Below are 14,667 nucleotides of genomic sequence, written 5' to 3' on the forward strand. Positions count from 1 at the left end.
TTTTTATGCATTTATTACATATTTATCGCGTGGCCAAGCGTCTCCCAATGGCCATATATTCCTTTAATGGTAAAAGGCTTTATCTCTGCGAATATGATGGATTCAGCATGCGGGTCTGTTTTAATTTTAACGTACAATAACATGGCATCTAGTCCATTTTTTCTATCAATCAAAGAAATAGCAGGAGAATGGCGGTTCTCTCACCGCCATATCTCCTGCCATACTCATTCTATGCCTTCTTACCATCCCCATACAAGTTCCTATACTGTCCCGGCGTCACATTCTCCGAGCTCTTAAACCTTCTGGTAAAATTGGACAGATTGGCATAGCCTGCTTCCTGGGCAATCTGGGCTATCTGCTTATCTGTATGAACCAGGCAATCCTTTGTGTAATCCAGACGTTTTTTGGATATCAGTTCCGAGAAGCTGGTATTCAGATTCTGGGTAATGAACTTGCTCATATAGCTGGACGAGTAGCCGAAATGCTCCGCCATCCCCACCAGACAGAGACTGCTGTCCCTGTAGTTATCCTCTATATAGGCAAGCACCTGTTTTATCAAATCATTGCGCGCATCCTGTCTGGAGGCTGCCAGGACACCATTGATTCTCATAAGGGCATCCCCCAGCTTATCCCCGAATTCTTCCACTGTCCGGAATGCAGTGAGCTGGTACAATTCCTTCTCCGTCAGGCGGATGTCATTTTTCTTTACCTCCTTCAGGAGATGGCTCACGATGTCATAACAGCACATCAGCGCCATCTGGCCCGGCAGCTCCTCCAGACTCAGCATCACCTCCTGCACAGAACCCTCCACCTCCTCCGGAGAACCGCTGTCCAGACACCGGTTAATACACAGAAGGCACTCTGTCTGATAGCGGCTGATGGTGGCGCTGTACTCCTCGCCCCTTCCCTGTTCCATACTCTCAAAATCCAGCTCCTTGTGGGGATTGAGCAGGCGGAACTTCATGTTGGTAAGAGCCTCCAGATAGGACAGATGCACCCCCGATGCATCTTCGTGAATATTGCCCACGGAAATGATGCATTCATGACTGCCGAATACCTCCCTCAGGCGCTCCTTTGCCTCACTCTTATGCTCCTCAGCCAGAACCTTGCGGCTGAGGATAACAGCGATTGCACCAAAATAGTACAGAAAACTTGTATACACTCCGTAATCCGTCTGGAATTTTTCTTTTATAGGGCCTTCCTTCTCCTTGTAGAGGGCGGATAATTCCCTGGAGGACAGGCCGCCTCCCGCCGCCAGGACCACCATGTGATTCCGCCCCTTCATCTGCTCTGTCAGAATGCCGTTCACCATATCATCCTCTCCGGCATCATCCTCCCCGTAAAGAAGCTTTGTCACAAGCCGTTCCTCCACCAGAGGCCACTGGTTCTCAATCTCCTTTGCCAGGGAATCCTTGACGGAATTCAGGCTGTCATACCGGTTCTTTATAAATACCAGCTCATCCCGGCTCCTGTCCTCACTGTTTTCATTATCCTGCTTCATATATTGGGCCAGCTGACGGATGGGCTTGTAATAGTGGTAGGCCATGTAAATTGCCATGAAACATCCCAGAATCAAAAATACCAAAACCCCTGTAACCAGCAGGCTGTTGTTCTGCACCACGTCCCCCAGCAGGTCCGGCATGGTAATTCTGCTTAATATGATAAGAGGCGGATGGTCCATGGGATATACGATATAACGGCCCTGGCCCGCCTGGAATGCGGTGCACAGTCCCGGCTCCGCCTCCAGGATTTGTCCCATCACTCCGTCCGGTTCCATATCCTCCCCTTCTGTCACCAGCGGCTTCCCATCTCCATTCAGCACAGCGATTCCATGGCTGTAGCTGCCCGGGGATGTGGTCATGCTTTGGCTGATTTTGGAGGACTGAAGCTCCAGCACCACCCAGGATTCCGCTTTATAGGAATAATTATATACCGGATAAATAAATACCATCTGCGGTTTTGTTATGACCCCGTCCTTCATATGGTATTCCTTGTTGATGATGTCGTACCCGGGATGGTCCATTTTATACAGTTTATCCAGAAAAGGCTGTCTCTCCCCCTCCGGTATCCTCAGCTGGCCCGCCAGCAGAATATCCTTGTCATACCGGCCCTGGGAGGAAAAGCTCATATCCTCATTTTCATAAATAATATAGGCTTTTGTTATGTAAGGATTGGCTGCATTTTCCCGGCGCAGCATGTCCATCATCTGTATCTGGTTGTCTGTGTCCCGGCTCCTGGACACCACAGGACTGCTGAAGCTGATTCGGTTCCCTGCCTCCATCAGGCGGCCGTTCATGGTGACCAAATCATCCCCCAGGCGCTCCAGGATATTCTCATTGTACCCGAGAATTTCCCTGGAAAGATTCCGGTACATAATGATTTGTAAACAAATGGAAAGCACCACCATAGGTACCAGGAAAAAAGATGTAAAACCCAACAAATATTTATGAAAAATGCCTCTGCGCAAATCAGTCCCTCCCCGCTGCATATGATAGTGCACATGCCATTGTTATTATATATTATTTTTTCTTCATTGGAAAGAAGTTAAATGGAAGGAGCGCACTTCCCGCAGCAAATCCCGACAGCAAAACAGCAGGAAAACGCATGCCAGCCTGCGTTTTCCTGCTGCTTCCCACTTGCCTCTATAGTCAATATCATTCCGCCTGACGTGAAACCCGAAACCGCAGCTCCTTTAGTCAACCAGCTTATCCAGTTCCTTCACATGCTCTGTCTCATTGGATGTCTTATGCTTTGCCTTGGATGCGTACAGATTTACGGATGCCTGGGATTTCTTAATAGGCTGCATGGTGCCAGCCCCGGCCACACACCCTCCGGGACATGCCATTCCCTCCAGCAGGTAGCCATTGTATTTCCCTGCTTTTGCCATGGTCAGCAGCTTCCTGCATTCCCTGAGTCCCTCTGCATTGGCCACCTTAATCTCCTTATCCGGGTAACGTTCATGAATCACATCCACCACGGACTTGGCCACACCGCCTGACACTGCAAAGTTACGGCCGTCTGTGGAAGCGTCATTGACGCCTTCCGGGTCTTCTTCTATCTTCTCCACATCCACATGCCTGGCGTCAAAGATACCGTCCATTTCCTCAAAGGTAAGGACAAAATCCACGTCGCTTCGTATATCCGTGCGCATGGCCTCCAGCTTCTTCGCTGCGCAGGGACCGATAAACACCACCTTTGCATTGGAATGGTGGCGTTTAATCAGCCTTGCCGTCAGGGTCATGGGAGTCAGTGCCATGGAAATGCAGTCCGCTTGTTCCGGGAATAGTTTTTTTGCCATCATGGACCAGGCCGGGCAGCAGGATGTTGCCATGAAGGGAAGCTTTTCCGGCACTTCCTGAATAAAGTCGATTGCCTCCTGGGTAGCGCACAGGTCTGCGCCTACCGCCACCTCAAATACATCTGCAAACCCCAGCGCCTTCATGGCTGCACGGAGTTTGCCCGGCGTCACCTTGGGACCGAACTGTCCCACAAAGGCAGGGGCAACCGCGGCATAAACCCGTTCTCCTGACTGGATGGCGCGTATGACCTGGAATATCTGGGATTTGTCCGCTATGGCGCCAAAGGGGCAGTTCACCAGACACATGCCGCAGGACACACATTTGTCGTAATCAATATCCGCCTTCCCATTTTCATCCGTGGAAATGGCGTCCATGCCGCAGGCAGCTGCACAGGGTCTTTCCTGGATAATGATGGCCTTATAGGAGCAGACATCCGCACATCTTCCGCACTTGATGCATTTTTCGTCGTCAATATGGGAACGGCCGTTGGTCCTGTCCAGTTTAATGGCATCCTTGGGGCAGACCTCCTCACACGGATGGGCCAGACACCCCTGACAGCCGTCGGTTACAAATACCCGCTTCTCATGACAGGCATTGCAGGCGAATTTAATCACATTAATCAGGGGCGGCGTATAGTAAGTCTCCGGCCTGTCTGCCGCCTCTATATTATCCGAAACCGGAGCATGTTCCGCCGCGCTGCGGTAGGGAAGCCCCATGGCCAGTCTCAGTCTCTCCCCCACAATAGCCCGCTCCAGAAAAACGTCGTTGCGGAAATTGCCCACTTCTCCCGGTATAATTTTATATGGAAGCTCTTCAATACGTTTATCCACCGGCCATTCCGTATGGTAAGCCATCCTTGCCACTTCCCTGAATATCCTGTGCCTTATTTCCTGTATACGTGTCTCCACTCCTCGCATATTCCTGCCTCCTCGTTATGAACACTTAGAGACCGTATTCTGGTCTCTTACGTGCGATACATTCCGCTGGCACTTGGCGGGCGTCTTTTGACCGCTTAGTGCAGCGGTTCGTTATGAGCACTTAGTAACCATATTCTGGACTCTTACGTGCGATACATTCCGCTTTTAACAGTACCGATTATATAACAGCTCATAAAAAAAGCAACCGTCTGAATGCATTTTGCCCTCATTGTTCTTAAAATAAAGCACAGATTATAAGTAAAACAGGCGTCCGCAGCCATTTACCCGGCCGGATGCCTGTTCATCCCTTTATCCTTCCACCCATTTCAGCACTTCTTCCACCCCACCATGGTCATTGTCCTTTGTCACAAAGCGGGCAAGGCGCTTCAGTTCATCCCCGCTGTTGCCCATGGCGATACCCCAGCCAGCGGACCGTATCATCTCCACATCATTGTCCCCATCCCCAATGGCCAGTGTCTGCTCCATGGGAATATCCAGATAGCGGCAGAGCCATTTCAGCGCAGCGCCCTTGTGGGCTGACCCATCATTGATTTCCATGTTTCCGGCCATGGAACTGGTCAGCCTAACTCCTCCCTGCTTCCGCAGTATTCCTTCCAGTTCCTTCCGGTCCCCTGCCTCCAGAAAAAACAGGTTTATTTTCTCTGTTTCATTCCAAAGGTCCGCGGCTTTTGACAAGTCAGGGACCAGTGTGTGGTTCCGGGTAAAATACTGGACAAAATTATAATCCTGCTTCATACGGGATGCCCTGATACAGTCCCCTTCGTTTATGTACGATTTCCCTTGTGAAAACAGTTCCCCATACCCTTCCCGCCCTTTCAGGAATTCCAAGACAGTTTTTACGGTCCTGTCCGGAAGCTTTGCCCTGTATAAGGATGAGAGGGGGTGCAGCCTCCAAATCTGTGCTCCATTGGCTGTGATTGCATAGCGGACATTCCCCGCCATCAGCAGATTCTGAGGAATACTCTTCAGATACCGCCCGCTGCAGGGCACCATCAAAATCCCCTGTTCACTCAGCTTCCGAATTCGTTTGATGGTTGTCTCCGGAATATGGTCGCTGCTGTCCATCAGGGTTCCGTCCATATTGATTGCCATCAGCTTAATATTGGGAATTACGGTGTCTGTCTTTTTATACAATGTCATTTCAGTCACTTTCCTTTATTGTGGTCCCCATGTTTGCCCGCACACCGCCCCATTCAGCTATCCTTTTGCCGTGGTCCCACGGACCACCAGCTTAACCGGAAGCAGGGTCTCTCCCCCGTCCCCTGTCCCCTTCCGTCCCTCCGCCATGTCCACCAGCGTGTCCACAGCCAGTGCCGCCTTCCGCTTCATATCCTGCCGCACAGTGGTCAGGCCCGGACTTGAAAGGGATGCATACATTATATCGTCAAATCCGGCAATCCCAAGGTCCTGGGGTACCCTTATACCATGGGCCATGAAATGGTTCAGGGTTTCCAGGGCATACAGGTCCGAAAGGCAGAATAAGGCCGGCCTGAGGCCTTCCCTGATATTGGCTTTCACCGGCTGGACAAGGGATGCCAGGGTATCCATTCTCTTTTCCCGGTTCATGCCCAGGGATACAAAATGCACCTGGTTATATCTCCCCTCCCTATCCCGTCCGGCGCTCTCCCCCGCAGCTCCTTTCTTTCCCCATTCCTTCCAGGCGCTCTGGCACCCCAGATACCTGATATGGTCCACGCCATGGTCTCTCCCCGCGCACACATAGACAGGTCCGTATCCGCATTCCAGCAGATACTCTGTCATCAGCCTGCCTCCCTGCCAGTCATCCAGGCCAATGTTGGGCACCCTTCCCTGATACCCGCTGGCATCAATGGAAACCACGGGACGTTTTAACAGGCCTGCAAGCTTATCGCAGTCATTCTTATGAAAACTCAGGGTTATGATTCCCTCTACCTCCCGTTCCATAACCATACGGAAAATATCGTCCATGTCGGAGGATGAATAAAACATCATATAGTACCCCTTTTCCCTGAGATACTGCTCTGCCATACCGATTATCTTCCCATAAAACGGGTCGGCTCCAATGGCCTCCTCGTAGGTCTTATGCGGGTTTGCCACCAGCGCCACCAGCCGGGAGCCGCCGGCCTTTTTCTCATCCCCTGTACTGTCCCGGTCATACCCCATGGTCTGAATCAGGTCCTGCACACGGCGTATTGTTTCCGGAGACACACGCCTGGTTTTCCCGTGAATGACATTGGATACCGTAGCCGTACTGACCCCTGCCAGTTCTGCCATCTCCCTTATGGTAACACGTCTGTCCTGCGGCTTATCCATGCGGTTTTCCCTCTGCACACGATTCCCTGTCCCCATGTCCTCATCCATATTAAGCCTCCAGTATATATATCCTGGACTGATAATCCCCGTTGGTCCCGTCGTATTTCTCCTTATTGTCCCCGGAGGATGAATCGGATACAATGAGACCGAAATTCATCAGTTCATCGCCATACACATCCACTTCCCTGAATCCGCCGTGATATCCTCCTCCCTGTACAGACACATGGTAACGGAGTCCTGCCTCTAAACCGGCCAGACGGACTTTCCTGTACCCTTCATTTACCGGCTCCAATATCCGGTAATATCCCACCAGGGCCTTTTTCCTGTCCCCGGATACCACCATCCAGGCGGTCACATTCCCTCCTCCCTCAAAGGGACTCAGCAGCCTGTAAAAGGTTCCGAACTGGATGAGCTCCCTGCTCGCCTTCATGAAAGCAATCTGTCTCCTCACCTTTTCCAGCTCTTCCCCTGGCAGCTGATTCAGGTCCAGTTCATATCCAAAGGTTCCGAAGCAGGCCACATTGGCCCTGGTTTCAATGGGCGTGGTGCGCAGGACCTGGTGATTTGGCACAGCCGACACATGGGCGCCCATGCTGCTTAAAGGATAGACCATGGAGGTGCCGTATTGTATCTTTAACCGCTCCACTGCATCCGTGTCGTCGGATGTCCAGCACTGCGGTGCGTAATACAGCATACCCGGGTCAAACCGCGCCCCGCCGCTGGCGCACGATTCAAACAATATATGGGGATAGCGCCTGGTCAGTTTCTCATACAGGCTGTATACCCCCAGTATATACCGGTGGAATACCATTCCCTGTTCCTCCGGCCGGCAGAAATGGGAATATACCTCCGACATGCACCGGTTCATATCCCATTTGATATAGGAGACAGGAGCCTCATCCAGCACACGTCTTAACATCTGGTAAATACCATCCACCACTTCCTCACTGGAAAAATCCAGGACAAACTGGTTCCTGCCGTGGCAGGCGCTGCGGCCGGGTGCGGACAGCATCCAATCAGGATGGTCCCTGTATAAATCACTTTCCTTGTTCACCATCTCCGGTTCTATCCACAGGCCGAACTTAAGCCCCATATCCTCTATCTTACGGGCAATTCCCGCCACCCCGTCCGGCAGTTTTTTCCGGCAGGGATACCAGTCTCCCAGAGAGGAGCAGCTGTTGTCCCGGTGGCCGAACCATCCGTCGTCCAGCACAAAAAGCTCCACGCCCACGTCCTTGGCAGTCCTGGCCAGCCCCAGGATTTTTTCTTCGTCAAAGTCAAAGTAAGTGGCCTCCCAATTATTGATTAATATGGGTCTGGCCTTATCCCTCCAGGCTCCTCTGGCCAGGCGGCTCCGGTATAACTCATGATAGGTCTGGCTCATGCCGTTGAGTCCGCTGTCCGAATATACCATAACCACCTCGGGAGTCTGAAACACCTCTCCGCACTTTAACGGCCAGGAAAAACAATGGGGATGAATCCCCAGCATAACCCTGGTGACATCGTATGTATCCACCTCTGCCTGGGCCAGGAAATTGCCGCTGTACACCAGGCTGAATCCGTAAACCTCCCCTGCATGCTCCCCTGTCTCCGGCCGTTTGAGGGCAAGAAAAGGATTGTAATTACTGCTGCTGCATCCTCTCATGCTGTACACGGACTGGACACCATGTTCCAGCTTTCTGGTCTTTATGCTCCGCTCCCTGGCCCAGGCCCCTGTAAGCTCCACCATCTCAAAACTGCTGTCCGGCAGGTCCACACTGGCGCTCATGGCCTGGTCCAGAATCACGCCATGCTCATTTTGGCAGATAAACCTGGCGCTTCTTGCAATAACAGGAAGATTCTCATAAATTGTATAGGTGAGAACCAGCTTAGTCTTTATCCACTCATCCCACAGGGTTATCTCCAGGGTGGCAGCCTCCTCGGGCCTTTCCGTATAGGTGGCCGGAAGTCCCTTAAGTACAGGCTTCCCTTCATAAACGCGGTGGGATTCATAGACAAATTCCGTGATGTGGCTCCCATCCGCCTGGAGAATGTCATAGGCCGGACAGCGCATATCTCCGTGGCCATAGGATGGATATTCCTGTTTGATGTGCTCCATGGAAAATTCCCTGTCTCCTTCATAAAAACAGGGAGCCATGGAACGAATCCGTATTTCCAGCATATGTTCAAAGGACGCCTGGTCCCGGATAGCCTTTCCATAGTACAGATGGCCCAGCTGGCCGTTGCGCAGTATGGTCATGATATAACTTATCTTATGATTATACAGGTGGAATTCCCTTCCGTCCCCGTGTACTTTAATTGGCATGTTTTTACCTCCAAAGATTCTGGCCAGCCCTAACTGTTTTCTTCTATGATAATTCTGCGGAACAGCTCATAGAGCAGGGAAAGTTCATAGGAATTCATCCTGATTCTGTATTTCTGTTCCATGTCGCTAAAAATTTCCCTGGATATCCCATAAAACCGCTTTTCCCGCGGCGGCAGCTCCCGTACCTGTTCCGGAGCCGGGTCCGTGGTCATAAGGCGCTCAATCATAAACGCAATGTGCATATACAGGTTAAGCCTGATATGTCCTGTCATTTCCAGGTGGTAATACTGCTCATATTTCATAAGCACCAGCTCCACCTCGTTGATGACCACCGTTGGATTGAGGAATCTGAGACGGCTGACAATTCCCTCAATGGAAAAAAAGCGGATGTATTCCCGTTTCAGTTCCTCAAATTTCTCCCTGGTCATCAATCCCTTAAAGGAACCCCACAGCAGGTCCTCTCCCTTGCCGTCCAGTATGTCATAGATGTTCAGCCAGGGCACCCTCACATGTTCCGGCAGGGCCGATGTGGTAAGGATGAGCAGTGTCTGCTTAAAATATTCCCTTTGATTCTCGTCCAGAAGCCTGCGCAGTTCCTGATAATCCATGGTCACAATATCAATGACAGACGGGTCAACCACCTTGCACATGGCCTCCTGAAGCTTTTCTGCAATGCCCACGCCCGACATGCAGGAAACAATGATGTTTCTTCCTCTGGATACTCCCTCAAAATACTGGATTTCAAAGGCATAGGTCTCCCTGGCGGCCTTAACGATATCCAGAAAGGAGCAGCGTCCCAGCATCTTAATGCCCACATCCAGGGCAATGGCCGTGGTCACATTGTTGATAATCAGCAAATCTCCCGCCAGGTCATTTTTAATGGAGGAATACAGCTGGCTGAGGGAACCGGTATCCACCAGCAGTATCATGCCCTTCCTGGCATTGACCCGCTCCAGATACTGTCTGACCTTTGTTATGGTATCCTCCACTGCCGTGTCCATGGGCATGTCAATGGCCTCAAACACAAAGGTGCGGCAGGTACGGTTGGCAACCTTCTGGATACTGCTGGCCGTGGAATCCCCATGGGCAACAATCAATCCGTGAAATTCCATGGTTTCCACCATATATTCGTGAAGGGACAGGGCAAACAAAAAGTTAAGGGCCTTTCCTGCTTCCTGGTCCATCTCATCCAGACTCCTGCAAATCCGCCCCGCCACATAGTATGCCTTGGGCATGGCCTGCTCAAAATAGGCGTCCAGTTTCCGGCACATTTCATCATCAGGACTGCCGGACTTAAATATACCATAGAGGAATCCCAGTTCATCCTGAACACCCTTTGCCTCGCCCACACCGTAGGCACAGAGAATTTCACGGCATACCGGGCTGAACAGCTTCCAGTCCGGCTCCTGCCGGCAGGCCGAGTACTCCTGGGTTCTCAGCTTCTTCACCATACGTTTAAAGTTCAGATATACGCTGTCCACCGAGGTCTCCATGCGTTCAAAGGGAATCCCCGAAATATCCTTCCACAGGGCATCCGCCTCCTGCTCCGCACCCTCGCAGGCCAGTTCCGTCTGCTCAAAGGGCAGGCCGTCTCCATCCACCAGGATATCGGACAGGATATAGATGCGTTTGCTCCGGCTGCCTCCGCTCTGGCCGGGGCTGCTCTGATTGAAACCCGCTATTTCCGGCAGCTCCCCCATGGTAATGTGAAGCATATCCCTGTGCTGCTGCCTGTAAAATGCATTGGCACAGCTGACCTGTATCAGATTCTCCAGCTTTCCGATATTTCCCTGCAGCCTGGTAAACAGCAGCGCTTCTGCCACTGCTCCTTCCACCTCTATCCGGCGGTTCACCTTTTTTGCCTCCTTCTGGTAGAAGAGATACAGCATCTGAAGCCGTTCCCTAAGAGGCCGGTCCATCATGCTGGGTATGGGAATCTGAAGGGTGATACGTCTGCGGAAGGTTTCCAGAAGGACTTCCTCCGGATTTTCCGTGGTGGCAAAGATAAAACGTACCCTGGAGTTTTTCCAGGCATTGTCTCCCAGGGGGCGGTACTGGCCGGAATCCATGAACAGGAACAATTTTTCCTGGTTCTCAAAGGACAGTCTGTGGACCTCATCCAAAAACAGATACCCGCCGTCTGCCTCTTTTAAAAGTCCCTCCCTGTCCCGGTCAGCGCCTGTAAAGCTTCCCTTTTTATAGCCAAGCAGGGTGGCGGAAAGGAGCTCCGGATTATTGGCATAATCCGCACAGTTGAGCACCACAAAGGGCGCCCCGGGTCCAATGGCCCCCTGCTCCAGGGCATATTCATAAATCAAACGGGCAATGAAACTTTTTCCCACTCCGCTTTCACCGGTAAGAAGCATGGGAAGGCCGTCCGGAGGGTAATTCACTGCCGCCATGCACATCTCCACGGTCTGTCTCTGGCTTCCCGCGTATCCGACCATAGATGAAAACACAGAACAGGGCTGTACGGCAGCTGCTTCCCCTTCCTCCTGTGGCAGCCGGTTACTCACACAGTCCCACTGCTCCTCCCCAAAAAATTCCAAATCCTCCGAAGTCACGGGAAACCAGTACACTGGCCGTGTACTGGTTTTTACCGCAAGTCCGTCTTCCATGAGCCTGGTCAGATAATGGCTTACCACCTGACGGCTCAGGTTCAGCTTCTGAGCCAGCTCTGCTGCCGTTACCTTCCCATCGCTGCAAGATTCCTTCAGCGCTTCATAAACCCGTTCTTTTGCCTGCATGGACAAGACCCCCATCCTACTGATTCCGATTTCCTTTTCCCACAATGGAACAGTTCTGTTTCCACCGCCGTCTCAGCACCATCATACCATGCTGCTTCGGCGGGATGCAATTCCCAAACTACGTGATTCCCAAACTATGCGATTCCCAAAGCAGAGAGCACAATACCCAGGACAATCACTCCCACAATCAGCACATTGATGCTCATTTTCTTTTTAGTCAGGAGATAAAAGCACAGCAGGGTAAGGCACAGGGGCACCAGGCCCACAAACAGCTGGTCCAGCATACTCTGGAGAGAGAAAATCTCTGTCCCCTCCATGGACAATGACAGCTTGCTGTTAAACACCACCATGCTGCTGGCCATGCCTCCCACCATCATTAGCCCCATGATGCTGGCCGCCTTGGTCAGAACAGTAATCAGACCGCCGCTGTACAGTTTCTCAATGTACTCGGAACCCAGGCTGTATCCCAGAAAGGTACCGTAGTAACGCACCACATTGCTTGGTATATTGAACAGCAGCAGGAATACGAGAGGAGCCAGCACATTGCCTGCCAGAGCCATACTGATGGCTATGCCTGCGCAGATTACACGCCATACGCCCCAGAATATGGAGTCTCCTATACCAGCCAGAGGACCCATAAGGCTGGTCTTGATGGGGTTGATGGAACCTGCGTCAAAGTCCTTATTTTCACTGTTCTCCTTTTCCATGGCGCCGCAGAGACCCATGATGAAGGTGGACATGGGCACTGTTGTATTAAAATAGGAAATATGCCTTGCCATGGCCTCCTTTTTTCCCTCCGGGTCGTTGGCATAGAACCGGTTGATAAAGGGAATCATGGAGTAGCAGAAGCCGGACGCCCCCTGTTTTGCCGGAGTTACGGATGTATATAAGGTAAAGGAACGCAGAAATACGGACCTGAGCATCTTCTTTTCTTCTCTGGAAACATCAGTTATCTTAGACATTGAAAAAATCCTCCTCTTCTTCATCTAACATCCCCTGTGCGGGAACACCGGCAGGTGCTGCTGCCTTTACCCTCATCAGCTGGTTAAGCTCCAAATCCCTCTGTGCCACCAGCAGGGCTGCTATGACGCCCAGGGCTGCCAATGCAATCAGCGGAAGCTTTAAGTAGGCCACCAGCACAAATCCCAGGAAAAAGTAAACGCAGATTTTATTGTTCCACAGCAGCTTCAGCAGCATGGCCATACCTACGGCCGGAAGCAGGTTTCCGCAGACCGTCAGGCCGTTCATGATAACAGCCGGAATGGCCTTGACCGCAGCCTCCACTGCCCTAGAGCCGAACAGGATTGCAAAGAACGGAATCAGGCAGTATAGTCCCCAGTTCAGGCACCACAGCCCATAGTGGAGTCTTGTAAGCTTTTTGTCCTCTCCATTCTCAGCCAGCTTATCAAATACAGGTGCAAACCAGCCTATAATTCCAATCCAGATAATGTTTTTTGCCTGCTGCCCCAGCATTCCGATGGGAAGTGCCAGTGGAAGAGCCACCTCAGGGCCTCCGCCGCTCATAATGGCAAAGGCACAGCCCACCACGCTGGCAATTCCGCACTCTGCCGCCGACGCACCGCCTATATTTACAATTCCCATGAACACGGCTTCCAGGGAAGCTCCGATGAGAAGACCCTGCTGTATATCACCAAAAAGCCATCCGATGATAGGGCAGATGAACACCGGCCGGTCCAGCATGGTAAACCCCAGAAGGTCCCTGACGCCTGATGCTATCAGTACCATGACTGCAATGACAAACGCAGTAACAAGTATGGATGTATGTGCTAACATAAATTTATCCCCCTTTATTTATAATACTTCCGAAACAAGCTTCTTTTCATCAGACGGCACCATCTGAAGAGCCGTACCCGGAGCCAGCTCCACCAGTTCCTTCAGCGCCCCCACCTCGTCAGCCGTAAGGCTCACGGACCTGGAAATAACCATGCGCTCCGTACCGTCGCCGCTGGTAAACCGTCCTGCATTTCCAATATTAACATATTCGATGCCAGGCACAGCCTTATACACTTCCAGGGCATTCTTCACCGTCTTTACCAGCACCAGAATCCGCATCCCCTCAGACCTTGGATTACTTAGCAGTGCAATGATTTCCGGCACTGTCTTGATGATGCATTTAATACCATCCGGCACAGCCATTTTCAGTGTCATCTTCTGCATCTCATTGGAAGCAGCCTCATCGTCCGCCACCATAATTCCCTGAATTCCCAAATCCCTGGTCCACGCCATTGCCACCTGTCCGTGAATCAGTCTCTCATCTACCCTTAAAGCCTTAACCATACAATACTCTCCTCTCGTTACGAGCACTTAGAGACCGTCTTTTGGTCTCTTACGTGCGATACATGTCACGTTCATCCTATTCAAAAAAATCCTCATCCCGGCCATCTTCCGCTTCCAGCTCCACCAGCTCCATCTGGTTTCTTGAATCTTCAATGTACTGTCTGACCTCATCCTTAGTGATTCCTTCCGGCGCAATGGCCAGGGCCACCAGAAGCGGCAGGTTAAAGCCTGCAACCAGAAATACGTTTTCCCGGACCGCATAGGGTACAATTTTCTGGTTCACGCTTCCCCCCTTGATATCCGTAAGCACAATCACCTGGTCCCCGGGCCGGACCTGGGCAAAATACCGTTCCAGTGTCTCCACCAGATTTTCGTCCTGGTCCACATAAGCATTGATGCAGGTAATATTCCCAACATCTCCCATAAGGAACTTGACCGTACTCTCCGCCCCGGAGGCAAAGGTTCCGTGGGTGGCTATCAATATCTTCTTCATGTTGGAACTCCTTCCCTTTTCTGTTTTATTTTCATTTCACTTATATATTAAGCAAATACGATGCCAACTTTTTTTAGACACTAAAAACCGGCCGTAAAATCCTTGATTTTATAAGGAAATATTCTATTCACCATTCTGTCTATAAAAATTTTACCACACCAGCCTGCAAAGTGTCTAATGGCTGTGTCCAATATTAGTGTCTAAATTTACTGTTATTCTGTGCTGACAGATATTTAGCATTTACCGCACTGAACGCAGACAGGAGTGCCGCCCTCAATTATAATGAGAGCGGCAC

General features: G+C 51.3%; 10 protein-coding genes. All 10 read right to left on the reverse strand.

Going from position 1 to position 14,667, the window contains the following annotated elements:
- Positions 1–229: 229 nt before the first annotated feature.
- Positions 230–2,440 (reverse strand): helix-turn-helix domain-containing protein, encoded by a 2,211-nt coding sequence (locus FGS84_RS10600; RefSeq protein ID WP_243129947.1) that lies wholly within the window; start codon positions 2,438–2,440, stop codon positions 230–232.
- Positions 2,441–2,692: 252 nt separating this feature from the next.
- Entirely contained in the window at positions 2,693–4,216 is a 1,524-nt protein-coding gene (locus tag FGS84_RS10605) for a 4Fe-4S dicluster domain-containing protein (protein WP_138308151.1), read from the reverse strand.
- A gap of 309 nt (positions 4,217–4,525) precedes the next feature.
- The gene (locus FGS84_RS10610) at positions 4,526–5,377 is read right to left on the reverse strand and encodes a Cof-type HAD-IIB family hydrolase (RefSeq protein ID WP_138308153.1); all 852 of its coding nucleotides are present in this window, start codon (positions 5,375–5,377) and stop codon (positions 4,526–4,528) included.
- 57 nt (positions 5,378–5,434) lie between these two features.
- Positions 5,435–6,577: a LacI family DNA-binding transcriptional regulator gene (locus FGS84_RS10615; protein WP_138308155.1), complete on the reverse strand. Its 1,143-nt coding sequence runs from the start codon at positions 6,575–6,577 to the stop codon at positions 5,435–5,437.
- Between the two features lies 1 nt (position 6,578).
- Positions 6,579–8,834: an alpha-galactosidase gene (locus FGS84_RS10620; protein ID WP_138308157.1), complete on the reverse strand. Its 2,256-nt coding sequence runs from the start codon at positions 8,832–8,834 to the stop codon at positions 6,579–6,581.
- A gap of 29 nt (positions 8,835–8,863) precedes the next feature.
- Complete coding sequence (locus tag FGS84_RS10625; RefSeq protein WP_138308159.1) at positions 8,864–11,581, reverse strand: sigma 54-interacting transcriptional regulator; 2,718 nt, start codon at positions 11,579–11,581, stop codon at positions 8,864–8,866.
- A 134-nt stretch (positions 11,582–11,715) separates the two neighbouring features.
- Positions 11,716–12,543, reverse strand: coding sequence for a PTS system mannose/fructose/sorbose family transporter subunit IID (locus FGS84_RS10630; RefSeq protein ID WP_138308161.1), 828 nt, complete (start codon positions 12,541–12,543; stop codon positions 11,716–11,718).
- Positions 12,536–13,375 carry a PTS sugar transporter subunit IIC gene (locus FGS84_RS10635; protein WP_138308163.1) on the reverse strand — a complete coding sequence of 280 codons (840 nt, stop codon included), beginning with the start codon at positions 13,373–13,375 and terminating at the stop codon, positions 12,536–12,538. Before FGS84_RS10635 ends, FGS84_RS10630 begins: the two co-directional genes overlap by 8 nt.
- Positions 13,376–13,393: 18 nt before the next feature.
- Positions 13,394–13,879: a PTS sugar transporter subunit IIB gene (locus FGS84_RS10640; protein ID WP_138308165.1), complete on the reverse strand. Its 486-nt coding sequence runs from the start codon at positions 13,877–13,879 to the stop codon at positions 13,394–13,396.
- A 76-nt stretch (positions 13,880–13,955) separates the two neighbouring features.
- A complete protein-coding gene (locus FGS84_RS10645) occupies positions 13,956–14,372 on the reverse strand; it encodes a PTS fructose transporter subunit IIA (RefSeq protein WP_138308167.1) in 417 nt (138 codons plus the stop codon).
- Positions 14,373–14,667 lie beyond the last annotated feature (295 nt).

The organism is Clostridium sp. 1001271st1 H5, assembly GCF_005845215.1.
Lineage (GTDB): Bacteria > Bacillota > Clostridia > Lachnospirales > Lachnospiraceae > Enterocloster.